Raw genomic sequence first — 25,627 nt, forward strand, 5'->3', positions numbered from 1 at the left:
AGGATTGTAGTTTAGGCTTTCGATCTAGATGGCTACGAAGTGCTGAGGTTATTGGTGAGTACTTCTTGTTACGATAGTCTTCTAACAAGTCTAGCCCAGTTGCCTGTGGTGCAAATCAGGGCGGAGTAAGTGGAAAGCCCGTATCAATTGAATAGGCTTCCGCTCGGAACTTTTCTCCGCCCTAATTTGCTTTTAGCAGAGTTCCTTAAGCAGCTTTAAAGTAGCCTTATACCAGATCCACCACGCGATGATCATAGCCTTTACTGGACTTGGAAAGCGCTTTAATATTTTCCAGCCGCGACGAAGTTCGCGAATAAACTCTTTGAATATAGTTTTCTCCTGGGCCAATGCCATATTAGAGGTTGTGTCACGTCCCACATTGGTGGAACAATGGTAACGATATAGCCTCTAATCGGAAGGAGGTGTGTTCAGTGCCTGCCATATACCCCCCTCTCACGCCCAATTTTTCCAAACTGTGATGTGAGTCACTTACTTTTTTGCAGCGGTGCGGAGTCTTAGGGTTGATTTGGTTCTTCTGATGATGTCGGTATATGGAATCACATGGCTTGTGAATTTCTTTGAAGTGTCCAGAAGAGTGAGTGCATAAGTCAAAGCCTCTAACTCTATGATTTTCTTGATATTATCTGAAAAATACATCTAAAACCCTTTTTGAGATCTACTCCTGAAATTAGCGTTTGTACTTTTGCCATTCTCGTGAGTTTGTCACGTTAGGGTCTTCTGCTACATAACCTTGTCTATCGCTTTCCCTGAAAAAATCATGCTAGCTTGAAAATTGGCAAAAATCGACTCAGATATCAATTTCCTAGAGTGTCGTTTCGCTGGCTAAAAAAATTGGCGATCTATTCCTGTCAGTTGTCCGTTTTGTGTTGATTGTAATAAAGACGATATTTAAATGCCCTAAATGCTAACACTAACCCGCAAGCTATGAGAACTATGAGCATATAGACATATTGTGTTTGAGGGATTTCGTTGTGAGGTGAAAGTGGTTTCGTGCAAATATCTCTATGCCCTAATATTGACCACAGCGAGGCGAACAGCCAAACTAGAAGAATTGTACATGCGATCAATAGAACGCTGTAAATATGCATTAATCTTCGGTTTTTCAAGAAATCAGACTTTTCGGTGGCTGTGTATTCGATTCTATAAAGGCGTCTCTCTAATAAGTTTGGGAAGGCAAACATTAATGCACCGGAACTAATGAAAGCGAAGAGCCAGCGGATTCCTATAGCATCTAAGAAGCACCACATTCCAATCGGGTTGGATAGGTGGCTTGAGCCTTTTCCGAGTAAGTTAAGCAGACCAGAAAAATAGCTGAGAACTGGTTCAATTATAAGTGGAGATTCACCTATCACTCGATACCTTCCTTTCCAAATTTCTCCCAGTTATTGTCGACAAAATCCGCTAGACCATTTTGTTCGATGAATTCATGTGGGATTACATATTCCTGTCCCGTTTCCCGCTTAATCTGATGAATGAGCTTTCTTGATGGAAGTTTTATGCGTTTGTAAGATGTCTCTCTAGAACGCTGTTGCATAGCATGTGAAAGTACTTTTATACAGAGCTTTGCGCCAGCTTCATATCCTTGATCGTTGGTCGAAATCGCTCCCCCTAAGAACATGCTAACCTTTGGCCCATAGAGTTCGTAATAGAGGTGTAACAATGCTGCCGTTACCCCGCCAGTAATGGTAGGGGTGAATCGACTATATTTTAGGTGGCTTTGGTAGCGAATGATTGATTGTGTAAGGTCGCTTTTTTCCGTGGAGGCATTGTAATGCCTCATATTTTCCGGGACTGCAAAAAAACCTCCAGGATACATTATGTCAATACCATTTTTTGATAGTACTTTGTCTAAAAACGAAACTGGAACTGACTTAGATATTACTTTTCTAACTAGTGGGTAGGAGGTGACAATAATATTGTCGCTTACATTTTTTATGGTGCGAAGTTTAGAAATTGAATCAAGTCCTGCGTCCAACTTTATGACTGCTGGATTTTCCCCGACAGCTGCGACTAATTGGCTTGCTGCCTTCTCGATATCCCCGGAGTAATTACTTAGGTTTATACCGTATGCGCATTTATGTTTGGTGCATAGTTTTGAGACCTTCCCTGCGAATTCAATATTTTTCTTTAGGTCGCAATCACTTAGTATCATTTTTCTTGTGTCGGGTTCGACAATATGGAATCCAGATTGTGCAACATTCTCGCACCTGTTGAAGAATTCTTTGTCAGATAATCCTACCCTTGGTTTTACCGAGAATCCGAGTAAGTTTTGCATGTTTTCTAACTGAAATTTTTCTCTAATATCAATTGGGGATAGTTTTTTATCTTGAAGTGACCTCTCTAGTCCCTCCCATTTCACATCGCTTATTAAAATTCTTTCAATTGAATTTTCGACCTGCAGACTAAACATGTCTCCTATCAGTGAATCTAGGAGGTGAATGTCTCCTCCCATATCTAGCGGGAAATATTTTTCTGGTACTCTTAGTTCAAATAGGTAATCATTGTCGTTTATATGTGAAAGTCTATTGCTAGGTTTTTCATTGTCGACGAGATCTATAGTCTGTTGGTCAAGGAGAGATTTTATGTCTTCTGTGAATTCTCGATATGTTCCTGCCACAATATTTTGACGAACGATACTATATACACTGTCGGCGTTCAGCTTGCAGTCAGCTCTTAAGCTTATTACGCCTGTTATTTTAATTTTACTCATTTACTGCTCGCATATCGACGATCTTGCAGACTTTAAAGGCTATGAATTTTGAGTTTTTCTTGGGTTTTAATATCGACATGGAGATCGCGATGGCATTCTTCAAGTCGCTGGCATGTGGGATGACGGAGTGAAATTTTTTGTCTGGTTCAATTTTTTCTACTTCAGCAAATAGTTCTTCCATAGTGTCAGCTATCGCCACAGAACTTATATAGCCCATTAGTCTATCTTGAGAGTTGTATCCGCGTCGGAGTTCGACTTGTCTGCCCTGAAAAATATGATCTGTGGAATATTGGCGACCGAGCGTTCTAAGCTCCCAAGTTTTCTCTCTGCTGCTAAACCATTCAAATGGTTGAGATGCTAGAGGGACAAATAGTCTATCTGTTTGTTCTTCGATTTTCGTAGATAGCTTTGACCAGAAATACACTCTGTCACAGCGCTCTCGCTCTACGAAAATTTGATCGCCTGCTTTTGAGTTCCGAAGTAGCTTATTTTTATTTAGAACAATTTTATTGAAACCCATATCCTCCAAAAAATCATTCTTAGCTGGATTGCTAGGTAACGTTCGGATGACTTCAATGTACTTATAAGAGTCTGGGAAAACTGCAGGAATGGCTGCCATGGTTTCCTCAACAACAATTCTTCCTAGTCCCTTGCCATAATATTTTCTATCACGTGCTATTCTGCTGATCCAGACGATTCCGAGACTTTCTATGTACCGTTTTTGTCTCTCTTTTAGGTCTGGATCCGTAAATCCTTTTCCCCACGTGGTCAGGTTTAAGCCCATAGACTTCGCTAATGTTCGATCTATATGATAGCGTCCTTTTGGGTTTCCAAACTTGAGGTCGTCGAGTACGCAGCATGCAATCACTTTGCTTTGTTCTTTGATCGCAAAAAAAACACCTCTAGATGGCGGTGATAGGTAGTGTTCGTCAAGAATTAATTTTAGGCATGCGCGCTTGTCGATTTCCGTGTTGACAATGGTGAAAGTCCAATCTTTCTTTTTTTTTCCGTTATCGACTCTTTTTGTGTATGTCGGGTAGATTTGTATTTTCCGATCTTCTTTTTCTAAGTAAATGTAACCCTCTTGTGCTGAAGCATTTAGCTTCCATTGGCCATCATGGATCGCCTTTTTATATTTTTTTGCAATGCCAAAAGGTAGGAAAATTGAGCCGCGCCTATCTATGTCGAGTTGTCCGGTGACTTTGATGATTTTGAATTGCATGCAATTTCCTGTTGGCTTAAAGGAATAATCTAAGGATTTTTGATTATCTGATTGTGTCAGTCTTGAATATTCCTAAGTTTTTTGCCGTATTCAGAATTCAGTCTGTAATTTTATTATCAGTTGACCACTCTTTCTGTCGGCTAGCTTAAAGTTTGATTGCTTATCAATTTATTGAAGGTTAGCAAGTCAAACCCTCCTTTGATTTCAAATCTCACTTTCCCCAGCTCACTCAAGTAGACTTCGATTTCACAATCCAAATCTAATGTTCCCGGGGTTTCGACGGAGAACGCCTGGATTTTTTTATATGGTGGTGAGGTGTAATCCACCTTGGAGCCAGAAATGCCCTGCACATTTGCCGCGATGATTCGTTTGTTGGTAAATACCACTTGATCGCGAATAGTCTTGAACGCTGCGAAGATCTCTTCCTGTTCGATCAGGAACTTGTGGAAGTCTTCCCGTACTTTATGCGTCTCGATGGGTTTGAGCTTGAAGACGGCAGAGTTTTCGAAGTCGATCATGTTGTTTTCTTATTTTTCCGTTTAGAGGCCTGTCGATTAATACATTGAGCTTTATCAAAAAAAGTAGTAATGACTATTGGGCGACTAACGGTGCCTATTCGGTCAGTGGCTTAGGCTACTTTATTTTGTTATTGCATGCCAAGGTTTGTTGTTACAGGGGCTTACAGGTTTCTAGTGGTCGGGACGTGATGGTGCGGCAATGGTGGTTTTGATTGGTTTTGGTGCGAGGGTCTTGATTAGTAGGTGAGTTATCGGAGCGTAAGGATGGTGGAATTGATTCGCGGCTTGGCTGCTCACCTCTTGTGGTCGATGCTGAGCCCGTTTTACCGACTATACGTTGAGCGGCCCCTACGTTTTTTGTTTCGTGGCAGGTAGTCCTGCCCAATTAAAAAGGCCCGGTACCTTGCGGTAGTGGGCCTTTTCAATTTGGTGATGGCGGGGCTCGTAAAGTGGTTCTAACATTTTGATTTATTTATAGTTTTATTTTTCGCTTTTTCAGAATCCGTCACAAAACCCGTCCTTTCGCGTAAGGTGTATCGCCAAGTGGTGGGATTTTCAACTAGTGATCTAACTCGGCGAGAAACTGCTCAATCGTTTTTGTTCGCTTATTAATCTCAAGAATTCTACATTCTTTTGCGACAAGGCTACCGCCAGTCCCTGTGCCAACCATCATTGACGTATATAAGCCGCAATGAGATTCAATATAGAGATCAAAGGAAAACTTTGTTCTTTCATGAGAGGAGCTTAATCCAGAATATCCAGCAGAACCAGTATTTTCATATTCTCGGGCTTTTCTTTCGAGGAGATTATTCAGGTTTTCTAATTTCTCCAGTTGTTCCTTTGCTATGCGATCAAGGCAGTCTTCAACATCGTATTTTGACTTATCCGGTCCGTCACAATGAGAGATAAGTTTCCCCGCATTAGCTACCCCTGAAAAACCAAGTAAGAGAGATAGAGCAAATATTCTTTTCATCATAATTTCTTATTCAAAGTGAACCTTTGGCAAAAGGCCGCCGGCCTTATGTCCCCTGGCACCAATTATCTGGAACCACAACACAAGAGTCCTAAAAAACTTTCAAAAAATCAACAAGTTGGGAAGAGTTGGAGGCTAGTTAGTTCTAGGCCTCATGAGTGCTGTGCAAATAATGCACACCTTTACGGTGAGTGCTCGTGTGAGAGGGACACTAGAGCCAAGGGAGGCCCCTTAGCGCTTACTGGTTCTAAAATTGATAACCCTTCTAAAACCCTTAGGGCTGAGTTGCCAAGGCGGGCAATAGTGCTGAGTGTTGCTGAAGCGGCCTGTAGGCCATTCTATATAATTCTATATATGGGGTCAGATCAACATTTTGGCGCTTACTTCGTCTGAGGTGAGCGGGAATAGTTTGGCTTCATGTCCCCACGACTACTGCGATCTGTCCCGAGCGACCCCCAATACTGGGGCGCTCACTCCCCCTCGCCCTTCCTTTTATGCGTAACTATAGGGGTGACAACATGATGTACAGGAGTCACTAAATTGGAAATCAATAGAGGGGCCCCAACATGGGCAGCACACTTGTCGAACTCGGTTGGAACCAGCTACTCCACCACAAACATTCCGTAATCGGCATGTTCGCCTGCTGGGCTTACTGGTATGCAGCCTGTCTGTCGGAGCTATTTCTCGCCGGTTACTGGTAGCTATCGGTATCAAGACTGCTCCTGGAGCCGCCCCAGCGGCTCCTTTTCTATTCCCATTTCTGCAGCCAATGCCCGACCTGTTTATCTCAGCCGCTAGACCGGCCATCGCTGAACACCCATTAGCTCATGGCGCTCTATCTAGGTATGCAAATATGTGGGTTCAGATCAACACTTGTGGCGCCGCTAGGGTTGTAGAATTCGTGCTGTCCCAGTGGCAGGCAATGCTGGACATTGCCGGTAAATGAGGCCGGTGCGCTAAAGTATATTCACCGCTTCAGGATGTGCGGAAGGGCGCGTGTCGGGAGTGATTCGCCGCTTCGGGGCGGCCCTGCGACCATCTTAATTCGCTTTGCGCATTGATCGAAACTGGCGCTTTGGGCTCCATGTCTGGCAGATCTGTCCAATTAAAAAGGCCCGGTACCTTGCGGTAGCGGGCCTTTTCAATTTGGTGGAGATGGCGGGGGTCGAACCCGCGTCCGTCAGCACTCTGCCAGAGGCTCTACATGCTTAGTTCCGTCTATTGATTTAGCCCAATACAGCCCAACGGGCAGGACGTAGCAGGCGAGCCTGAAAAAGTTTTAGCCAATCCGCATCAGGCATACTTCATGGCGATCCAGTTCTGTATGACAGCCAACAGCGCGGTACTGGAACCTTGCTGAGGGCTGCTAAGGGACGAACCCTTAGTTAGTGCTTCACAAGCCGCTTACGCAGCGAGTTGGGCACCGTAGTTGTCGTCGTTGGCAACTAATAAAATGCAGCTTTGGATTTACGTGATTCGCTACCATCACGGCATGCACCCATGGTTTCGTCACCGGCGTCGAATCCAAATCATCCCCGATGAAAACCTTGTGGTCTTAAGACGATTATACCGCAATTCTGAGTGGGGCGAACCAGCGGATTTGGCTGGATTCGCCCCTCGGGTCACTTTTACAGCAGGGTCTGGACAAAAGCGGCGAGGATCAGCAGCGGGCAGACAATGCGCACGTACCAGGGCCACCAGGCCCAGAACAGGGTATCTTCGATATCCGGGTGGCCCTTGCGCAGCTCTTCCAGTACCTGGTCACGGCGCCAGATCCAGCCGACGAAGATACACAGCGCCACGCCCAGCAGGGGCTGGCCATATTCGGTACTGATGGAGGCGACAAAGCCGATCGGGTCATCCACCTGGTACACGTTGAAGATAATCAGGTTGCTCAGCCCGAAGATGACCAGACCGGCCAGAATGGTTGCTCTGCGGCGGTCCATCTTCAGCTTCTCGATACAGAAGGCCACCGGCACTTCCAGCATGGAGATGGAGGAGGTCAGCGAGGCGATGGTCATCAGTGCGAAGAAGGCGAAGGCCACAAACAGGCCGGCGGTGCCCATGGTGTCGAACAGGGCGGGCAGTACCTGCAGGATCAGGCCGGGGCCGGCAATCAGGTCACCGGCTTCGCTGAAGATTTGCGTGCCGGCAGCCTGCGCTACATACATGGCCGGGATAATCAGCAGGCCGGCGGTAAACGCAATACCTACGTCGATCACGGTGACCAGTGCGCCCAGGCGCGGCAGGCTCTCGTCACGGCTCAGGTAAGAGCCGTAGATCAGCATGGTGCCCACACCCAGCGACAGCGAGAAGAACGCCTGGCCCATGGCCGACAGCATCAGTTCGGGGGTGAAGTGGCTGAAGTCGGGCATCAGGTACACGTCCAGGCCGATCATGGCGCCGGGCTGGGTGAGTACATAGACGATCAGCATCAGCAGCAGCACGATCAGCGCGGGCATCAGCAGGGTGGACCAGCGCTCGATACCCTGTTCTACACCGCTGGCAATAATTGCCATGGTGAGGCCACTGAAGATGGCGGTAAACAGCAGGTTGCGGCCCACGCTGTTGGTGGTGAGCTGTTCGGCCAGGTTGGTGGCCCCAACCAGGCTCGCTACTGGCTCGGCCAGGTAGGCCACCATCCAGCCGGCAATAATGGCGTAGAAGCTGAGAATCAGCGAGGCTACGAGGATGCCGCCGAAGCCGGTAATACTGGCGAAGAAGCGGCTGATGGGCCCGTTGGAAATACCGCGCAGGGCCTGCACCATGTTGCTGCGCGCATGGCGGCCAATGGTCAGTTCGGCCATCAGCGCCGGGTAGGCCAGCAGGAAGGCCAGCACCAGATAGGCCACCACAAAGGCGGCACCGCCATTACTGGCGGCCTTGGTGGGGAAGCCCCAGATATTACCGAGGCCCACGGCGGAGCCGGCGGCGGCCATCAGGAAGCCGACGTTGGAGCTGAACTGTCCTCTCGGTGCACTCATGGAAAATCCTGTTCGTTATTGTTGTGTTTACTGCTCGAATGGGGGCACTGCGCGGTGGCGGCGCTTAGCGGGTGTTGTGGCGCATCAGGCGCTGCTTTTCCCGGTCCCAGTCCCTTTGTTTTTCAGTGTCGCGTTTGTCGTGCTGCGCCTTACCCTTGGCCAGGCAGATCTCGCACTTGATCAGGTGCCCTTTCCAGTAGAGCGCGCTGCACACCACGGTGTGGCCCTTTTGCTCAACGGCGGCAATCAACTTGGCCAGTTCGCGCTTGTTCAGGAGTAGGCGCCGGGTGCGGTCCGGCTCCGTGACAAAATGCGTGGAAGCGCTGGGCAGGGGCTGGATACGCGCACCCAGCAGGAAGGCTTCGCCATTTTTGAAAATGACGTAGCTGTCGGTGAGCTGTGCCTTGCCTTCGCGGCAGCTCTTTACTTCCCAGCCCCGCAGCTCCATACCCGCTTCAAACTTTTCTTCAATGAAATAGTCGTGCTTCGCCTTCTTGTTGAGGGCGATGGTGTTGGAGCTGTTACCACTTTTCTTCTTGGCCATGAATACAACGTTGCCTGAGTGTTAGAAGAAGCTATACCCGAAGTACTTCTCGGCGACCGTGTTGATGAACACCAGCAACAGGATCAGCGGGATGAAAGTACCGAGGGAAAAGTTCACATATTTCTGGGAGAGGGATCCGGCAAAGCCGCTGTCACCCTCCTGGAGTTCGGCGTCAAAGTTGGCCTTTTTCCATTTGTAGATCACAAACAGGCAGACCAGCAGGCCGTTAAGCGGCAGGATTGTAGAGTAGAAGATCAGCTCCACAAGATCAAAGAACGACTTGTTCTCACCGGCGATCTCCACGAACGAGGTCAGCCAGCCGGCCATACCAAACGACATGGCACAGCCGATGGCCAGTACCAGCTGTACGCCGGCTACGGTGTAGATGGCTTTCTTACGCTCCATGCCCTGCTCGTCGCACAGGGTGGCGACCGGCACTTCGATGATGGACACCAGCGAGGTGATCGCCGCAACCAGCACCAGGAAGAAGAATACCGAGGCAAACGCACTCGCGCCGAAGTAGCCGATGTTCTCCTGCAGGGCGTAGAAGATCTTCGGCAGGAACAGGAAGATCATGCCCGCGGAGGAATCGCTCAACTCGGTCGGGTCAATCTGCGGGTTGAAGTGGAAAATGGTCGGCAGGATCAGCAGGCCCGCGGTAAACGCCACCATGGTATCGGTGAAGGCGACCACCTTGGCGGAACCCGGTACGGAATCCTGCTTCTTCATGTAGGAACCGTAGGTGATCATGATGCCCATACCCAGCGACAGGGAGAAGAACGCCTGCGCCATCGCGTTGTTGACCACTTCCGCATTCAGCTTGGACAGGTCCGGGGTCAGGTAGTACTTCACACCCAGCATGGCGTTTTCCTGGGTGAGAACGAAGATCACCAGGCCCACCAGCATCACGAACAGCATCGGCATCAGGGTTTTGGCCGCACGTTCAATCCCGTCTTTTACACCCAGCGCCAGGATGCCGTTGATCACCAGCATCATCACGATCAGGTACACGAACACGATCGGGGAATTGATGAACTGGCCGAAGTATTCGCCGGTCGCCAGCTGGTCGAGGTTACCGGTGAGGGTGGCGAGCAGGTAGCCCAGTACCCAGACGGTGACCACCAGATAGAACACGGCAATCATGAACGGGGTGATCAGGGCGAGCCAGCCGGGAACTTGCCAGGCGGTGGAGCCGCGGGACAGATCGCGATACGCGCCCACCGGGTCTTTGTCGGTGCGGCGACCGAGGGCCAGTTCGGCCATCATGACCGGCAGACAGATAAAGAAGACAAACAGGGCGTAGACGAGCAGGAATGCACCGCCTCCGCTCTTGGTTGCGGCTACCGGAAAGGCCACCAGGTTGCCAATACCGACTGCGGATCCTGCCGCGGCCAGGATAAAACCCAGTCGCGATCCAAAATGCTCTCTTGCTGCGGCCATATTACTCTCGCTCGCCTGTTATTCTTGTCGTTGCCCCGCGTGCGGTGCCGGTTGGCGTTGCCGCGCCCCCGGCCGGGGAGTGGAAAACCCGTTAACCGGAACCCCCGGATTGCCAATCGGGCAGAGGGTAAGGGCCAGATGAAAGGTGCGATTGTTGCAGGAATTGCGGTTCTTGAGTAGCTTCGCACTGCAAAAATCGCCTGCAGGCGGTTATCCCTGCGGTTTTGCTATGCAGTTTTGGAACAAACACGAGATATGCCCCAAATAGAACGCAGTGCGCTGGTGATGTACAGTGCGGAGCAAATGTTTGACCTGGTCAATGACGTTGCCCGCTATCCGGAGTTTTTGCCCGGCTGTCGCGGTGTCGAGGTGTTGTTTAGCGATGACAGTACGCTGGAAGCGCGGCTGGATCTGTCCAGGGCTGGTATCCAGCAGAGTTTTGTCACCCGCAATCAGTTGCAGCGCCCCGCGAGTATGACCCTGGAGCTGGTGGACGGGCCCTTTGAGCAGTTTACCGGGGAGTGGCGTTTTACCCCGCTGGCGGACAACGCCTGCAAGGTGAGCTTCACGCTGGATTTCTCCTTCGGCAATCGCTTGCTGGGGGCGGCCGCGGGCAAGTTGTTCAGTGGTGTGGCCAATCAGATGGTGAGCGCGATGAGTGAGCGCGCGGAGACGGTATACGGGAAGCCGGAATAAGCAGCATGACGGAAAAGACCATTGCAGTAGAAGTTGTATTCGCCCTGCCGCGGGAGCAGCGCCTGGTGAGCTTGCTGGTACCTGCGGGGACCACGGCTCTGGAGGCAGTGGTGCGTTCGGGGTTGCCGGAGGAGTACCCGGAGATTGACCTGGCCACGGTCAAGCTGGGTATTTTTTCTTCACCGCTCGGCAGTAAGGGCCTGCCGTCGGCAGACGAGTACCCGTTGCAGCCGGGGGACCGGGTGGAGATTTACCGCCCACTGATTGCCGACCCGAAAGAGGCGCGCAAACAGCGTGCGGCCAAGGCCAAGCGCCTGGCGGAAGAGGCGCAGAAGGGTGCGGACAGCGCAGGATAGGCAGCCAGCAACTGGCGGGTAATAAAAAGGGCGGCCAGTGGCCGCCCTTTTTTTGATCAGGTGGTGCGAATCAGGGCCAGCCGGCCGGCTGCCAGTCGCCACTGGTGGCGATCAGCAGGTCGCCATTGAAGAATACGGTAAAGCGCGTTTGCGTCACTTCGCCTTTCGGGTCGCGGATACGGTTGATGTAATCCCAGCGATCCGCGTTGAAGCTGTCTTCCAGCAGGGGGGTGCCGAGTACAAAGCGTACCTGGCGACGGGTCATGCCCGGTTGCAGGCGGTCGACCATATCCTGGGTAATGATGTTGCCCTGCTGGACTTCAATCCGGTGTACACCGGGAAACTTGATGATGCCGCAGGCACTGACGGCGGCGCTCAGGCCGACGATCAGCAGGGCTTTCAGGAAAACTGGCATGGAATACTCCGTTGTTCTTGTACTGGCGGAAGCCCGTTGACCCTGGCGATGGCTCCCGCCGTGTGCTGAAAATCAGCTGGGGTAGAGCATAGTCGCTTCGGCGCGGGGAAAGTTCCGCAATACAGCGATAACCCCACAACACTTGTGGGCATTGGCGCCGCGCCGGCAACCATCGATGTCGCATCGATGTCGCGGGGTTTCGCTGCGTCCGCTGGGCATGGATAATACCCGAACTGTCGGCGGGCTGACAGACGCCGGTGCGTCTTCCGCTCGCCGCCCGCAGAATGCGTGAATACGCGCTGCGACCGGCCGCCCTGAGCAGCCGGATAAACTAGAACAAAGAAATCTCCCGGAAAATATCCCATGCCCAATGAGAACCAGGAACTGCGCAAGGCTGGCCTGAAAGTAACCTTGCCGCGGGTCAAGATCCTGCAACTGCTGGAAACCGCCAGCGAACAGCATCTGAGTGCTGAAGACGTGTACAAGATGCTGCTGGAAGCGGGGGAAGATGTCGGTCTGGCCACCGTCTACCGCGTACTGACCCAGTTCGAAAGTGCCGGCCTGGTGATGCGCCACAACTTTGATGGCGGCCATTCCGTATTTGAGCTGGATCGCGGCGACCACCACGATCATATGGTGTGTACCGATACCGGCAAGGTCATTGAATTCCACTCAGAAGAGATTGAGCGGTTGCAGCACCAGATTGCCGAAGAGCATGGCTATGAGCTCACCGGCCACAGCCTGGTCCTGTACGTGAAAGCCAAGGAGTCCTGAGCGAACGCTCAGGCAGATCGGGCCCCCAGCCGTTCAGCGTGGGGGGCACGGTCAACACACCGCCAATCAGACCGGCGGTGTATACAGGTCCGGATACTTGCCCACCTTGGTGGAGTAGAAAGCGCCCAGGCGCTTCAGTTCTTCCGCCAGATTTTCTCCCATCTTCATCACTGGACCCAGTCCAGCTTCCTTGCGGGAAAAGTCCAGAAAACCACACACCACTGGCACGCCGGCGCTGCGGGCGATGTGGTAGAAGCCGGTCTTCCAGCGTTCGGCCTGACCGCGGGTGCCTTCCGGCGGAACCCCCACAATCAGTGAATCGCGCTCACGGAACTGTGCCGCGGTGGCATCCACGAGGTTATTGGCCTTGCTGCGGTCCACGGCAATGCCGCCGAGCCAGCGCATGGTGCCACCCAGCGGGAAGGCGAACAGCTTGTCCTTGCCCATCCACTGGGGCACAACACCCAGCTTGAGCGCGGCCAGAACAAAGTAGTAGCCATCCCAGTTGGAAGTATGTGGTGCGGCGAGCAACACGTACTTCTTCAGCTTGAGCGCCTGCTCGTCGGCGGTCACCCGCCAGCCGTGCAGTTTGAGCATCAACCGCGCCAGCAGGCGCAGGATGGGGGTAACAATGGGGGTGTTGAAAATTGTGGTCTGCATAAAAAAGCCAGATCGGTTATTTGCGGCGCATTATAGTGTGGATTTACGCGCTGATCCGGTCATTTTGTGACATTTGCACCTGAAAAAGTGGCGGCTGATTCAGGCGCGGGTGAGCATTTCCTCGGCGTGAGCGAGTGACTGGGAGGTCGTATCGCCGCCGAGCATGCGCGCGATTTCCTCACGGCGCTCGTCGCCGGCCAGTTCCCGCAGGGAGACAAACGCGGCATCGCCATCGCTGTGCTTCTCCACCAGGTACTGGCGGTGGGCACGGGCAGCCACCTGGGCCAGATGGGTGACGCAGATCACCTGGCCAGCCTGGCCATTGCGGGTTTCTCCCAGCTGGCGCAGCAGGCGGCCCACCACGTCGCCGGTAGCGCCGCCGATACCGACATCCACCTCATCGAACACCAGCGTGGGAGTGCGCGAGGTTTGTGCGGTCACTACCTGGATGGCCAGGCTAACCCGCGACAGTTCACCGCCGGAGGCAATTTTGCCCAGGGCGCGTGGCGGCTGTCCCGGGTTGGTGGCAATGAGGATTTCGACTTCTTCGAGGCCAGTTGCGGCGGGCTTGTCCAGCGGAGTGAGCGCCAACTCGATACGGGCGTGGGGCATGGCCAGATCGGCCAGTTGCTGGTTGACGGCGTCCGCCAGGGCCCCGGCAGATTTAGTGCGCAAGGCGCTCAGTTTGGCGCCAACCTCGCGGAACTGCTGCTCCAGCGCTTCACACTCGCCGGCGAGCTTGTCGAGGGCATCCGGTGCGCCGATCTCTTCCAGCTCTGCCTGCATCTGGGTCTGTAGTTCCGCCAGTTCGGCGGGCTGCACCCGGTGCTTGCGCGCGGCCTGGTAGATGGCGCTGAGGCGTTCCTCAACCTCGGCCAGGCGCTCAGGGTCCATTTCAAAACGGTCGATATGCCGTGACAGGGTGCCGGCCGCTTCATCGATCTGGATACGCGCGCTCTCGAGCATTTGCGCGACTTCGGTGAGGGCGCCAGTCTGCTCGGGCATCGACGACACCAGTTGCAGGGCCCGGTGCATCTGTTCGGCAATATCGCCTTCGCCCCCATTGAGCAGGGCGGCCAGCTGGTAGCTGCCACTGAGGATCTCGCCGGCATTGGCCAGCTGGCGCTGCTCGCTTTCCAGTTCTTCAATTTCGCCGGGCTGCAGGTCGAGCTGTTCGAGTTCGTCGAGCTGGTACTGCAGCAGCTGCCGGCGGGATTCGGTTTCCTCGGCGCTGTCGGCGAGGCCGCGATAGCGGCGGTACTGGTCCTGCCAGGTCTTGAAGCGAATGCGGGTTTCCGCGGCTAACTCATCGGCGTGGGCAAATTCGTCCAGCAGGCGGCGGTGCGTTTCTTTCTTCAGCAGCGACTGGTGTTCGTGCTGGCTGTGGATATCAATCAGCTGTTCGCCCAGGGCGCGCAATTGCAGCAGGGTGACCGGTTGCCCGTTGATGTAAGCGCGGGAGCGGCCGTCGGCGCCAATGGTGCGGCGCAGGATCACCTCGGCGCCGGCATCCAGCTCCTGCTCCTGCAGCCAGGCATTGGCCTGGGCATGGTCGCTGATATCGAAGGTGGCATGGATGTCAGCGCGGTTGGCGCCAGCGCGTACCAGCTCGGCGCTTCCGCGGTCGCCCAGAGCGAGGCCGAGGGCGTCCAGGGTGATGGACTTGCCCGCGCCGGTTTCGCCGGTGAGGGTACTGGTGCCGGAACCGAATTCGAGCTCCAGCTGGTCCACCAGGGTGAACTGGCTGATAGACAGGTGCAGCAGCATGGCAGTGGCTTCTGTGGTTTTTATCTCTTGCCGGCCGGGGCATTCGCGTGCCATCAGGCCGGGTTGCTTGCGGCGGGACACCGCACAGTGCGGTAGCTCGCCAGCCAATTAGTGGGTATTTATACAGTATTCCCCTGGATGTCGCCAGCGCCATGCAATTCCTTGGCGAATAACCTCTTGAACTACGTGGGCATGGCCCCATATTGCCATTCAGCGCGCTCGCAGAAGGGCGTACAGGTAAGAATGACAGTTGACCAATGGAGAGATCAGTGGCCAAAGAGCACGATGATCAGCAACCGGTAGATCAGGAATCTGTTGAGGTGGAGTCCCCGTCTGCCGAAGAGCAGCACGAAGCGGAGGAGGCCCTGCAGGAAGGCGCTGAGACTGCCGACGAGCTGCGCGACCAGGTCGCCGCCCTGGAGGAGAAGATCGCCCTGCAGCACGACAGTGTGGTCCGTGCCCAGGCCGAGGCGCAGAATGCCCGTCGCCGCGCGCAACAGGATGTGGAGCGTGCGCACAAGTTCGGCGTGGAAAAATTGCTGCAGGATCTGCTGCCAGTGGTCGATAACCTCGAGCGTGCCCTGTCTACCATCGACGCCAACGACGAGGCGACCAAGGCCGTGGCCGAGGGCGTGGAGCTGACCCACAAGTCTTTCGTCGACACTCTGACCAAGCATTCGGTGGAAGTGATCGACCCGGTGGGTGAGCCGTTTGATCCGGAACTGCACCAGGCGATGACGCAGGTGCCCAACCCGGATGTTGAGCCGAACACGGTAATGGACGTGTTCCAGAAGGGCTATCGCCTGAACGGTCGCCTGGTGCGTCCGGCCATGGTGGTGGTGAGCAAGGCGCCCTGATCCGACCCTTTCAGGGTGACTGTCGGGGTTGAAACCGGTCTCGACGGACCCATATAGAAGACAAAGCGAATATTAACGTGCAGGCCGCTGCGGCGGCGGGCAACGAAATTGAGGATTTAAGACATGGGAAAAATTATTGGCATTGACCTGGGTACCACCAACAGCTGTGTGGCGGTACTCGACGGCGACTCTGCACGTGTGATCGAGAATGCGGAAGGTGACCGCACTACGCCGTCCATTGTTGCCTTTACCGACGACAACGAAGTGCTGGTGGGCCAGTCTGCCAAGCGCCAGGCGGTTACCAACCCGACCAATACCCTGTTTGCGGTTAAGCGTCTGATCGGCCGTAAGTTCAAAGACGACGTCGTACAGAAAGACATCAAGATGGTGCCGTACACCATCGTTGAAGCCGACAATGGCGATGCCTGGGTAGAAGCGAAAGGCGACAAGAAAGCACCGCCGCAGATTTCTGCCGAAGTGCTGAAGAAGATGAAGAAAACCGCCGAGGATTTCCTGGGCGAAACCGTTGATGCGGCCGTAATTACCGTACCGGCCTACTTCAACGACTCCCAGCGTCAGGCCACCAAAGATGCCGGCCGTATTGCGGGCCTGGATGTGAAGCGCATCATCAACGAGCCGACGGCGGCTGCGCTGGCCTACGGTATGGACAAGTCCGGTGGTGACCGCACCATCGCGGTATATGACCTGGGTGGTGGTACCTTCGATATCTCCATCATTGAGATTGCTGACGTCGACGGCGAGAAGCAGTTTGAAGTACTGTCCACTAACGGTGACACCTTCCTCGGTGGTGAAGATTTCGACCTGCGCCTGATCGACTACCTCGCGGAAGAGTTCAAGAAAGAGCAGGGCATCGACCTGAAAGGTGATCCCCTGGCGATGCAGCGCCTGAAGGAAGCGGCGGAAAAGGCCAAGATCGAGCTGTCCTCCAGCCAGCAGACCGAAGTGAACCTGCCCTACATCACTGCAGACGCTACCGGTCCGAAGCACCTGGTGGTCAAGCTGACCCGTGCCAAGCTCGAGAGCCTGGTCGAAGAGCTGGTGAACCGTTCCATTGAGCCGCTGAAGATTGCCCTGGCTGACGCTGACCTGTCTGCCTCCCAGATCGACGAAGTGATCCTGGTGGGTGGTCAGACCCGCATGCCGCTGGTACAGCAGAAAGTCACCGAGTTCTTCGGCAAAGAGCCGCGCAAGGACGTGAACCCGGACGAAGCTGTTGCCATGGGTGCTGCGATTCAGGGTGCGGTACTGGCCGGTGACGTGAAAGACGTACTGCTGCTGGACGTGACCCCGCTGACCCTGGGTATCGAGACCATGGGTGGCGTGGCCACTCCGCTGATCGAAAAGAACACCACCATCCCGACGAAAAAGTCCCAGGTGTTCTCAACTGCTGACGACAACCAGACTGCCGTGACCATTCACGTGGTACAGGGTGAGCGCAAGCAGGCGGCACAGAACAAGTCCCTGGGTCGTTTTGACCTGGCTGACATCCCGCCGGCGCCGCGCGGTATGCCGCAGATCGAAGTGACCTTCGATATCGATGCCAACGGTATCCTGCACGTACACGCCAAAGACAAGGCGACCGGTAAAGAGCAGTCCATCCGCATCCAGGCCTCTTCCGGTCTGTCTGAGGACGAGATTGATCAGATGGTTGCCGATGCCGAGGCCAATGCCGAAGCGGACAAGGAGTTCGAGGAGCTGGTACAGGCACGTAACACCCTCGACGGCATGATCTCTGCCACCAAGAAAACCCTCGAGGAAGCGGGTGACAAGGCGACTGCAGAAGAGAAAACTGCGATCGAAGCGGCCCTGACCGAAGCGGAAGAAGCGGTTAAAGGCAACGACAAGGCGGCGATGGAAGCCGCCACCAACAAGCTCACTGAAGCGACCGGTCCGGTTGCCCAGAAGATGTACGCCGAGCAGGCTCAGGCCGCGCAGGGTGCAGAAGGCGCTGAAGGTGCTGCCGGTGGCGAACAGCCTTCCGGTGGTGACGACGCTGTCGACGCTGAGTTTGAAGAAGTGAAGGAAGACAAAAAAGAGGATAAATAAGCCCTCAGCAGAGCGCTTGTAACCTCAGCGAGGCGCGGTGGTATTTCTCCTGAAATGCCCCTGCGCCTCCGTCGTTTGGGAGCGGCCACTTCTACCGGCCCTCCCCACCGCGAACAGGAATTTCGCGGACGGTATGTAAAGGGACGTGATAATCAGAATAAGGCCAGCCGCAGCGCAGGCCGGCCCAGAGAATAGCTGTTATGTCGAAGCGCGATTACTACGAAGTCCTCGGTGTCGAGCGAGATGCTTCCGAGCGGGACCTGAAAAAGGCCTACCGCCGGGTGGCAATGAAATACCACCCTGACCGCAACCCGGATAACAAGGAAGCGGAAGAAAAATTCAAAGAGGCCAATGAGGCCTACGAGATCCTGTCGGATGCCGAGAAAAAAGCGGCCTACGACCAGTTTGGTCATGCGGGCGTGGAAGGCCAGATGGGTGGCGCCGGTGCCGGTGGCTTCGGTGGATTCTCCGATATCTTTGGCGACGTCTTCGGCGATATTTTTGGTGGGGGTGCCGGTGGCGGCCGCCGTGGTGGCCCGGCGCGTGGTTCCGACCTGCGCTACGACCTGGAGCTCGACCTGGAAGACGCGGTGCGCGGTACCACCGTCAAGATCCGCGTCCCGACCCTGGCCAGCTGTGACACCTGTGACGGCTCCGGTGCGAAACCAGGTACCCGCCCACAAACCTGTACCACCTGTGGTGGGGTTGGCCAGGTGCGCATGCAGCAGGGCTTCTTCTCTGTGCAGCAGACCTGCCCCAATTGCCGCGGCCGCGGTACCATCATTTCCGATCCGTGCACCAGCTGTCACGGTGCGGGACGCGTCGAGGAAACCAAGACCCTGTCGGTGAAGGTGCCGCCGGGTGTCGATACCGGTGACCGTATTCGTCTCTCCGGTGAGGGCGAAGCCGGACCGGACGGCGGTCCTCCCGGTGACCTGTATGTGCAGGTGGTGGTGCGCGAGCACGAGCTGTTCCAGCGCGATGGCAAGAATTTGTACTGCGAAGTACCGATCAGTTTTGCTACAGCTGCCCTGGGTGGTGAGCTGGAAGTGCCGACCCTGGATGGTAAGGTCAAACTGAAAATTCCTGCCGAGAGCCAGACCGGCAAACTGTTCCGTCTGCGTGGCAAGGGCGTTACCCCGGTGCGCGGTGGCTCTGCCGGTGACCTGCTGTGTCGCGTGGTAGTGGAAACCCCGGTGAACCTCACCAGCAAGCAGAAAGAGCTGCTGGAAGAGTTTGCCGGCACGCTCAGCGAGAAGAAAAACTCCCCCCGTCAGACCGGCTGGTTTGAAGGGGTGAAGAACTTCTTTGGTGATATGAAGCTATAAACGCTTTGTTGAACCAATAAAAAAGGGCGAGAAATTCTCGCCCTTTTTTGTGCCTGTGAGATTGGGGGATGTGTTCAGTCGCCCGGTTCGCGCTTCTTGAGTTCACCGAGCTGTTCGCGGAACGCCATGTGGTATTCCTCCTGAATTTTCTTTAGCTCTTCGAGCTGTTGGGCATTCAGGATGGGCACCAGTTTCGCGCGCGTCGCGGCGCGAATGCCAATGATCTTCGCATCGATTTCTTCCACTTCCTTGCGGGTTAACGCAGGGATGTTGTCTTTGCGGAAGCCGTATTTTTTCAGCAGCTTTTTCTTTTCCTTAAAATTCTTGTGCAGAATCGGTAGGACGATTTTTTCCTGTTCCGGTGTCAGCTTCAGACGTAGGGTGAGCCAGTCGGTCAGATCGTCGTACTTTTCCCAGAAGTCTTCACCAGAAGGTATCGGCTTGTTCTTGTCGTCATCCGAGGCGTTCAGGCTGGGGCCCGCCAACGAGAGGAACGCAATGGTGAAGGTGAGCAATGTCAGTCTTGCCAGCACATGAATGGAAAAGCTGCGGATGGAGTAATGCATGTTGGGTTACCTCCTGAAAAGAGACTTCAGTCTTCGGCCTTGGAGGCCAGGTATTCACGGAATTGCAGGTGATATTCGCGCTGGAATTTCTTGAAAATTTCCAACTGCTCGGGTGTGAGGATTTTCACCATCTCGCCGCGGGTGCTCGCGCGAAGGGCCAGCATGCCGGCATCGAGCTCTTCACGCTGCTCTTTGCTCAGTTTGGGCAGCTTGCCATCTTTCAGGCCGTAGTCTTCCAGCATCTGCAGTTTTACCTGCAGTGCTGTCTCAACAACGTGTCGTGCCTGCTTTTCCTGCTCCGGGCTCAGCGCAAGCTCTTTGACCAGCTTCGCAGTGGTTTCTTTGTATTTTTCCCGCAGCTCCGCCTCACTATCCAGGGCGAGTGCGGGGAACGCCAGGGTCAGACTGGCAAAGAAAACAGTGAGGCATCGCGACAGCTGCCGGGAAACGCGTATAGCGACACGTTTGGTCATATCAACGCCCATAGGGGAGTGCTCCTAATCGTCTTCCTCAAAGCGTAGACGATAATTGCGCCAACTGGACTGATAGTGGCACGGGTATTGCGGCGGGTGAGTCAGAAGTCCCATTCCTGGCCGGACCAAAGCTGGTGCAGGAAGTGGCGGTAATACTCGTGCTGGAACTCCTTGTATTCGGCCAGCTGTTTCTTGTCGAGAAACGGTGCCAGCTCCGCACGGCTTTGCGCCATCAGCCCCAGGATGCCGGCTTCAATCTGTTCTTTTTGCTCATGAGAGAGTTCGGTTCTGCCTAGATTCTCGATACCGAAGTCATTGAACATCTGGACCCGGCGTTTCAGTGCGCCCTGAAACACCTTTTCCAGGGCGTCACGTTGTGTGTCGTCGAGGTCCAGTCGCTTGGTCAGCTGCTGCGTCACCGCCTCCAGTTCGGTCTTTTCACTGGGATCCTGTGCAAAACTGGGCAGGCACGGAAGCGCCAGCATCAACAAAAGGGCCAGGGCGACGATATGCGGGCACGGTGGCTGCGCCTGTTGTCTCTGAGGGTTTGAAAGCATTACGTATTGGCCTTTGGCTGCTTAATAACAGCTTAGTCAGTGAGTGGCGTTCAGGTGATCTATGGGATTGTTAATTTGAGGCTTCCCAGAAGGGCCTGTGGGTGTAGAATCCGCGCAAACCAAGCAGTCATGAAAAGGAAAGGGATATGACCGTCAATGTTGCTGTCACCGGGTATGCCGGACGTATGGGTAGGGTGCTGGCAGAGGCACTGCAGCAGTCGAAAGTGGCCACCTTGTCGGCGGCGATTGTGCGCCCGGGCTCAAGCCTGGTTGGCGCGGATGCGGGTGAGGTTGCCGGCTTGGGGAAGTCGGGCTTGCCGATTGTCGACAGTCTCGACAACGCAAAATTTGACGTGCTCATCGACTTCACGGCCCCCGCCGCCACCCTGGCCAATGCCAAGTACTGTGCGGTCGCAGGCAAGGGGCTGGTCGTGGGGACCACCGGATTCACTGCCAGTGAGCGGGCGGAGCTAGAAGCCTTCGGCGGGCGCATTCCCCTGTGTATTGCGAGCAATTTTTCCACCGGGGTTAACCTGTGTTTCAACCTGCTGGAGACTGCCGCCCGGGTGATGGGCGATGACGCGGCTATCGAAATTGTCGAGGCCCATCATCGGCATAAGGTCGATGCGCCGTCCGGCACAGCCCTGAGTATGGGCGAGGTGATCGCCGATACCCTCGGGCGGGATCTGGACAAGGTGGCGGTGTACGGACGGGAAGGGCAAACCGGCGCCCGCGATCACGACACCATCGGTTTCGCCACGGTACGTGGCGGGGACGTGGTCGGTGAGCATACGGTTATGTTCCTCGCCGACGGTGAGCGGGTTGAGATTACCCACAAGGCAACTTCGCGACTGTCTTTTGCCCGTGGCGCAGTGCGCGCAGCGGCGTGGCTGGTAGAAGCGGGGCGCGCACCCGGACATTACGATATGCGCGATGTACTCGGTCTGCGCCAGGGGGCGTAGGCATTTTTTCAGGAAAAATGAATGGAAAATAAAATCGTCGTTGGTAGCGAAGAATGGTGCAGCTTTCCCGGGCTGGGCATTCCCGCGATCAAGGCCCGGGTCGACTCTGGGGCCAAGACGTCCTCCCTGCATGCGTACAACATTCAGACGTTCAAGCGGGATGGAGAACCCTGGGTTAGCTTCGAAGCGCACCCGCTGCAGGACTCTCGTCGTCCATCGGTACGGTGTGAGGCAAGACTGGTTGACCGCCGCTCGGTGCGGAGCTCATCCGGTGAGGCAGAAAAGCGTCCGGTTATTCGTGTGGCGGTGTCCATGGGTGGCCGCGTGTGGGACATCGAACTGACCCTCACCAATCGCGACAGTATGGGGTATCGGATGCTGCTTGGTCGCGAGGCGATGATCGGGCACATGATGGTGGACCCGGGCGAATCGTTCTGCCTGGGTGAAGTGCGCCCCAGTGAGCTTGAGGAATACTACCGCGACGAGCCACATATGGCGGGTACCGGCCTGCGCATTGGCGTGTTGGCCTCTAACCCGGACCTGTACAGTAACCGTCGCATTATGGAAGCGGGTGCTGAGCGCGGGCACCGCATGACGTTTCTCGATGTGCGCCAGTGTTATATGAAGCTGGATGCCAATGAGCCGGAAGTGCATTACCGGGATGGTCGTATCCTCAATAACCTGGATGCGGTGATTCCGCGCATTCGGCCGAGCCAGACGTTTTATGGCTGCGCACTGACCCGGCACTTCGAGAGTATCGGGGTCTACGCACTCAATGGCTCAGCGGCCATCAGCCAGTCCCGTGACAAGCTGTTCTCCCTGCAGCTGTTGCAACAAAGTGGCTTGAATATTCCGACGTCCGGTTTCGCCAATTCGCCAGTGGATACCAACGAGCTGATCGACATGGTCGGTGGTGCACCACTGATCGTAAAGCTGCTGGAGGGTACCCAGGGGCGCGGCGTGGTATTGGCGGAAACCGGCAAGGCGGCAGAATCGGTGATCAACGCGTTCAAATCGCTGAAGGCCAACCTGCTGGTGCAGGAGTTTATCCGCGAGGCGGAAGGGCGTGACCTGCGCCTGTTTGTTATCGACGGCAAGGTCGTGGCGGCGATCCAGCGCGAGGCTGCGCCGGGTGAATTTCGCGCCAATATCCATCAGGGCGGCACGGCCTCGGTGGTGAAGGTGACTCAGGAAGAGAAGCGTCTCGCCGTCAAGGCGGCCAAAGTGCTCGGGCTCAAGGTCGCGGGCGTGGATATTATCCGTTCGCGCAAAGGGCCATTGCTGTTGGAGGTGAACTCTTCTCCGGGCCTGGAGGGCATCGAGAGCGCGACGCGTAAGGATGTGGCCGGCTCGATGATTCTGGCCATCGAGAAAGCGCTCAAATGGCGCCCGTTGATGCCAGTGGCGGGAGATCAGGTCTAGCGTCAAGGGGCGCTGGTCCGGCGCCAAATTCTTTCTGCAGCGGTCGCTCATCCGTGGCGATACCGGTTCGGCGGAACTAACCTGAGAGTCAGGGAGCTGGCTCTCAGGGAAGGTTTCGCGACACCCTCATCGTGTCTGTTCGCGGCTTTCCGGTCAGCTTTCGTTCTGGTTGGAAGTTGAGAAAGGCGAAATTGTGAAGCTATTCCATCGCGTCAGCCGGCGGTTGCAGGTCGCCCTGCTGGCGGTAGTGGCCCTCGCCGGTAGCGGGGCCGCAGCGGCGCAGCTCTCCGATACGGAGGTCGGGCGCCAGGTGATGGTGGACTACATTGTGCACTTCGCTTATCACCTGCAGTGGCCTATCGAAGTCTATTCGGGGACTTCCGCGCCATTTCGCATCTGTGTGCTCGGTGAGCACAGCCTGGCCGAATCCCTGCCCGAACGGCTGCAGCATCACCGCATCAGCGGTCGCAAGGTCGCCGTTGAGAAGCTGATGATGGCCGACAAGCTGCGTGCACGGCGCTGCCAGATCGTCCTGTTTGGCAACCTCAATGCCGATCAGGTTCAGGAAGCGTTTGCCACGCTGGAATTCTTTCCGGTCCTTACTGTGAGCGATAGTTATCGATTCGCGGCCAGCGGCGGTATGGTGGGCTTTGCGGGCACCGGCAGTCGCGTATCCCTGCAGCTGAACAAGACCATGCTGGAAAAGGCCGAGCTGAAGGAGGGGAGCAGCCTGTTCCGCCTGAGCCGCACCCTGAACTGAGCATCGCCCCGCCGCTAATATCTGACTGATTAGCTATGGCATCCATTGTTGGATTCCTGTACAATCTGCGCCCGGTTTGGGCCGGCTGTGGATGGCACTTTTTTGATGGAAGTGGCGCCAATAGCCTGTCGGAGACCGGTTTTCTGCCGGTCACAAATGCACGAGTGCTAACAGAGACCGCGATGAGTGCGAAGAACGCAACCCGATCGCAGGCTCGAAGACGAGCCGCGTGTAAGACGATTTTAAGAGCGAGATGATGCAGCTGCGTCATCTCGCTTTTTTATAGGGGGCGCCGGCAGCCAAAAAGCTGTCCCCGGACGCCGCGCCCCGCCCCAATCCCGCCTGCAAGCAGTCCTGAGAATTGGAGATCGAATTGAGTAAAGGTGTTTCTTCACCGGAGGCTCTGATGCCCCGCACCACCCCGGCAGTACTGGTCCTCGCCGATGGCAGTGAATTCCATGGTCGCGCGATTGGCGCGCTCGATAGCGCCGTCGGCGAAGTGGTATTCAACACGTCCATGACCGGTTACCAGGAAATCCTGACGGATCCATCCTATGCCCGTCAGATTGTGACCCTGACCTATCCGCACATCGGCAACACCGGCACCAACTCCGAGGACGAAGAGTGCGCGCAGATCTGGGCCAAGGGCCTGGTGATCCGCGATCTGCCGCTGGTGGCGAGCAACTTCCGCAGCGAGCAATCCCTCGAGGATTACCTGCGCGAGCGCAATATTGTGGGCATTGCCGACATCGACACCCGCCGCCTGACGCGCATCCTGCGTGACAAGGGCGCCCAGAGCGGCTGCATTGTCGCGGGTGACAATATCGATGCCGAGGCCGCCCTCGCCAAGGCCCGCGAATTTGCCGGCCTGAAAGGCATGGACCTGGCCAAGGTCGTCTCCACCGGCGAATCCTACGCCTTCAACGAAGGGACCTGGGAGCTGGGTAGCGGCCACAAGCCTGCTCCGGCGCAGCCTTACAAAGTGGTGGCGTACGATTTCGGTGTGAAGCGCAATATCCTGCGCATGCTGGTGGATCGCGGCTGCGACGTCACCGTGGTACCGGCCCAGACCCCGGCTTCTGAGGTGCTGGCGATGAACCCGGACGGTGTGTTCCTCTCCAACGGCCCCGGTGACCCCGAGCCCTGCGATTACGCCATTGCCGCCATCAAGGAAATCCTTGCCGCTGAACTGCCCACCTATGGTATTTGCCTAGGACACCAGCTGCTCGGCCTGGCGGTCGGTGGCAAGACCCTCAAGATGAAATTCGGTCACCACGGTGGTAACCACCCGGTGCAGGACCTGGACAGCGGCAAGGTGATGATCACTGCACAGAACCACGGCTTCGCGGTGGACGCCGACAGCCTGCCGGACAATGTCGAGGTGACCCATGTGTCCCTATTCGACAAAACCCTGCAGGGTATTCGCCTCAAGGACAAGCCGGCCTTCAGCTTCCAGGGGCACCCGGAAGCGAGCCCCGGTCCGCACGACGTGGCGCCACTGTTTGATCAGTTTATTGAACTGATGCAGGCCCGCCGATAAGGGTGTGAGGGGACG

At 55.3% G+C, this 25,627-nt stretch carries 24 protein-coding genes, 1 other RNA gene and 1 pseudogene; 12 read left to right on the top strand and 14 right to left on the bottom strand.

Annotation, left to right across the window (positions count from 1 at the left end; translation table 11 throughout):
* Positions 1-1,369: 1,369 nt before the first annotated feature.
* The 4 genes from ACXAD0_RS06435 to ACXAD0_RS06450 all read right to left on the bottom strand — a co-directional run bounded on the left by ACXAD0_RS06435 (position 1,370) and on the right by ACXAD0_RS06450 (position 5,444).
* Positions 1,370-2,731 carry a hypothetical protein gene (locus ACXAD0_RS06435; RefSeq protein WP_475087548.1) on the bottom strand — a complete coding sequence of 454 codons (1,362 nt, stop codon included), beginning with the start codon at positions 2,729-2,731 and terminating at the stop codon, positions 1,370-1,372.
* Positions 2,724-3,953 (bottom strand): hypothetical protein, encoded by a 1,230-nt coding sequence (locus tag ACXAD0_RS06440; RefSeq protein ID WP_475087550.1) that lies wholly within the window; start codon positions 3,951-3,953, stop codon positions 2,724-2,726. The genes ACXAD0_RS06435 and ACXAD0_RS06440 overlap by 8 nt, the downstream gene beginning before the upstream one ends.
* Before the next feature lie 140 nt (positions 3,954-4,093).
* A complete protein-coding gene (locus ACXAD0_RS06445; protein WP_475087551.1) occupies positions 4,094-4,471 on the bottom strand; it encodes a PH domain-containing protein in 378 nt (125 codons plus the stop codon).
* Positions 4,472-5,030: 559 nt separating this feature from the next.
* Entirely contained in the window at positions 5,031-5,444 is a 414-nt protein-coding gene (locus ACXAD0_RS06450) for a hypothetical protein (protein WP_475087552.1), read from the bottom strand.
* Between the two features lie 566 nt (positions 5,445-6,010).
* Here ACXAD0_RS06450 and ACXAD0_RS06455 point away from each other — a divergent pair.
* A complete protein-coding gene (locus tag ACXAD0_RS06455; protein ID WP_475087553.1) occupies positions 6,011-6,145 on the top strand; it encodes a hypothetical protein in 135 nt (44 codons plus the stop codon).
* A gap of 446 nt (positions 6,146-6,591) precedes the next feature.
* On the opposite strand, the gene ssrA is transcribed toward ACXAD0_RS06455, so the two are convergent.
* The 4 genes from ssrA to ACXAD0_RS06475 form a co-directional block, all read right to left on the bottom strand.
* Positions 6,592-6,981, bottom strand: a transfer-messenger RNA (tmRNA) gene (ssrA, locus tag ACXAD0_RS06460).
* A 91-nt stretch (positions 6,982-7,072) separates the two neighbouring features.
* Complete coding sequence (locus tag ACXAD0_RS06465; protein ID WP_475087554.1) at positions 7,073-8,428, bottom strand: sodium-dependent transporter; 1,356 nt, start codon at positions 8,426-8,428, stop codon at positions 7,073-7,075.
* A gap of 64 nt (positions 8,429-8,492) precedes the next feature.
* Positions 8,493-8,972 (bottom strand): SsrA-binding protein SmpB, encoded by a 480-nt coding sequence (gene smpB, locus ACXAD0_RS06470; protein ID WP_475087555.1) that lies wholly within the window; start codon positions 8,970-8,972, stop codon positions 8,493-8,495.
* 21 nt (positions 8,973-8,993) lie between these two features.
* Positions 8,994-10,412 (bottom strand): sodium-dependent transporter, encoded by a 1,419-nt coding sequence (locus ACXAD0_RS06475; RefSeq protein ID WP_475087556.1) that lies wholly within the window; start codon positions 10,410-10,412, stop codon positions 8,994-8,996.
* A gap of 255 nt (positions 10,413-10,667) precedes the next feature.
* Here ACXAD0_RS06475 and ACXAD0_RS06480 point away from each other — a divergent pair, with 255 nt between their 5' ends.
* Together ACXAD0_RS06480 and ACXAD0_RS06485 are read left to right on the top strand one after the other, a co-directional pair.
* The gene (locus ACXAD0_RS06480) at positions 10,668-11,108 is read left to right on the top strand and encodes a type II toxin-antitoxin system RatA family toxin (RefSeq protein ID WP_475087557.1); all 441 of its coding nucleotides are present in this window, start codon (positions 10,668-10,670) and stop codon (positions 11,106-11,108) included.
* 5 nt (positions 11,109-11,113) lie between these two features.
* On the top strand, positions 11,114-11,464 hold the full coding sequence (locus tag ACXAD0_RS06485; RefSeq protein ID WP_475087558.1) for an RnfH family protein: 351 nt from the start codon (positions 11,114-11,116) through the stop codon (positions 11,462-11,464).
* Positions 11,465-11,534: 70 nt separating this feature from the next.
* Here ACXAD0_RS06485 and ACXAD0_RS06490 read toward each other — a convergent pair whose 3' ends face one another.
* A complete protein-coding gene (locus ACXAD0_RS06490) occupies positions 11,535-11,879 on the bottom strand; it encodes an outer membrane protein assembly factor BamE (protein ID WP_475087559.1) in 345 nt (114 codons plus the stop codon).
* Positions 11,880-12,242: 363 nt separating this feature from the next.
* On the opposite strand from ACXAD0_RS06490, the gene fur reads away from it, so the two are divergent.
* Positions 12,243-12,653 (top strand): ferric iron uptake transcriptional regulator, encoded by a 411-nt coding sequence (fur, locus tag ACXAD0_RS06495; protein WP_475087560.1) that lies wholly within the window; start codon positions 12,243-12,245, stop codon positions 12,651-12,653.
* A gap of 66 nt (positions 12,654-12,719) precedes the next feature.
* Here fur and ACXAD0_RS06500 read toward each other — a convergent pair whose 3' ends face one another.
* A complete protein-coding gene (locus ACXAD0_RS06500; RefSeq protein WP_475087561.1) occupies positions 12,720-13,313 on the bottom strand; it encodes a 1-acyl-sn-glycerol-3-phosphate acyltransferase in 594 nt (197 codons plus the stop codon).
* 99 nt (positions 13,314-13,412) lie between these two features.
* On the bottom strand, positions 13,413-15,080 hold the full coding sequence (recN, locus tag ACXAD0_RS06505) for a DNA repair protein RecN (RefSeq protein WP_475090323.1): 1,668 nt from the start codon (positions 15,078-15,080) through the stop codon (positions 13,413-13,415).
* 269 nt (positions 15,081-15,349) lie between these two features.
* Here recN and grpE point away from each other — a divergent pair, with 269 nt between their 5' ends.
* The 3 genes from grpE (at position 15,350) to dnaJ (ending at position 19,332) form a co-directional block, all read left to right on the top strand.
* Positions 15,350-15,937 carry a nucleotide exchange factor GrpE gene (gene grpE / locus ACXAD0_RS06510; protein ID WP_475087562.1) on the top strand — a complete coding sequence of 196 codons (588 nt, stop codon included), beginning with the start codon at positions 15,350-15,352 and terminating at the stop codon, positions 15,935-15,937.
* A 123-nt stretch (positions 15,938-16,060) separates the two neighbouring features.
* Positions 16,061-18,004, top strand: coding sequence for a molecular chaperone DnaK (gene dnaK, locus ACXAD0_RS06515; protein ID WP_475087563.1), 1,944 nt, complete (start codon positions 16,061-16,063; stop codon positions 18,002-18,004).
* Positions 18,005-18,204: 200 nt separating this feature from the next.
* Entirely contained in the window at positions 18,205-19,332 is a 1,128-nt protein-coding gene (gene dnaJ / locus ACXAD0_RS06520; protein WP_475087564.1) for a molecular chaperone DnaJ, read from the top strand.
* Between the two features lie 74 nt (positions 19,333-19,406).
* Here dnaJ and ACXAD0_RS06525 read toward each other — a convergent pair whose 3' ends face one another.
* The 3 genes from ACXAD0_RS06525 to ACXAD0_RS06535 form a co-directional block, all read right to left on the bottom strand.
* The gene (locus ACXAD0_RS06525; RefSeq protein ID WP_475087565.1) at positions 19,407-19,898 is read right to left on the bottom strand and encodes a hypothetical protein; all 492 of its coding nucleotides are present in this window, start codon (positions 19,896-19,898) and stop codon (positions 19,407-19,409) included.
* A gap of 26 nt (positions 19,899-19,924) precedes the next feature.
* Positions 19,925-20,371, bottom strand: coding sequence for a hypothetical protein (locus ACXAD0_RS06530; protein WP_475087566.1), 447 nt, complete (start codon positions 20,369-20,371; stop codon positions 19,925-19,927).
* 101 nt (positions 20,372-20,472) lie between these two features.
* Complete coding sequence (locus tag ACXAD0_RS06535; protein ID WP_475087567.1) at positions 20,473-20,928, bottom strand: hypothetical protein; 456 nt, start codon at positions 20,926-20,928, stop codon at positions 20,473-20,475.
* Positions 20,929-21,074: 146 nt separating this feature from the next.
* On the opposite strand from ACXAD0_RS06535, the gene dapB reads away from it, so the two are divergent.
* The 5 genes and pseudogenes from dapB to carA all read left to right on the top strand — a co-directional run bounded on the left by dapB (position 21,075) and on the right by carA (position 25,612).
* On the top strand, positions 21,075-21,890 hold the full coding sequence (gene dapB, locus ACXAD0_RS06540) for a 4-hydroxy-tetrahydrodipicolinate reductase (protein ID WP_475087568.1): 816 nt from the start codon (positions 21,075-21,077) through the stop codon (positions 21,888-21,890).
* Between the two features lie 21 nt (positions 21,891-21,911).
* Positions 21,912-22,313: pseudogene (locus ACXAD0_RS06545) on the top strand (ATP-dependent zinc protease family protein); the annotation flags it as partial.
* 84 nt (positions 22,314-22,397) lie between these two features.
* Positions 22,398-23,312: a 30S ribosomal protein S6--L-glutamate ligase gene (gene rimK / locus ACXAD0_RS06550; protein ID WP_475090325.1), complete on the top strand. Its 915-nt coding sequence runs from the start codon at positions 22,398-22,400 to the stop codon at positions 23,310-23,312.
* 193 nt (positions 23,313-23,505) lie between these two features.
* Positions 23,506-24,072 carry a YfiR family protein gene (locus ACXAD0_RS06555; protein ID WP_475087569.1) on the top strand — a complete coding sequence of 189 codons (567 nt, stop codon included), beginning with the start codon at positions 23,506-23,508 and terminating at the stop codon, positions 24,070-24,072.
* A gap of 406 nt (positions 24,073-24,478) precedes the next feature.
* Positions 24,479-25,612 carry a glutamine-hydrolyzing carbamoyl-phosphate synthase small subunit gene (carA, locus tag ACXAD0_RS06560; protein WP_475090326.1) on the top strand — a complete coding sequence of 378 codons (1,134 nt, stop codon included), beginning with the start codon at positions 24,479-24,481 and terminating at the stop codon, positions 25,610-25,612.
* Positions 25,613-25,627 lie beyond the last annotated feature (15 nt).

This window comes from Microbulbifer sp. ABF4_148 (genome assembly GCF_056158985.1).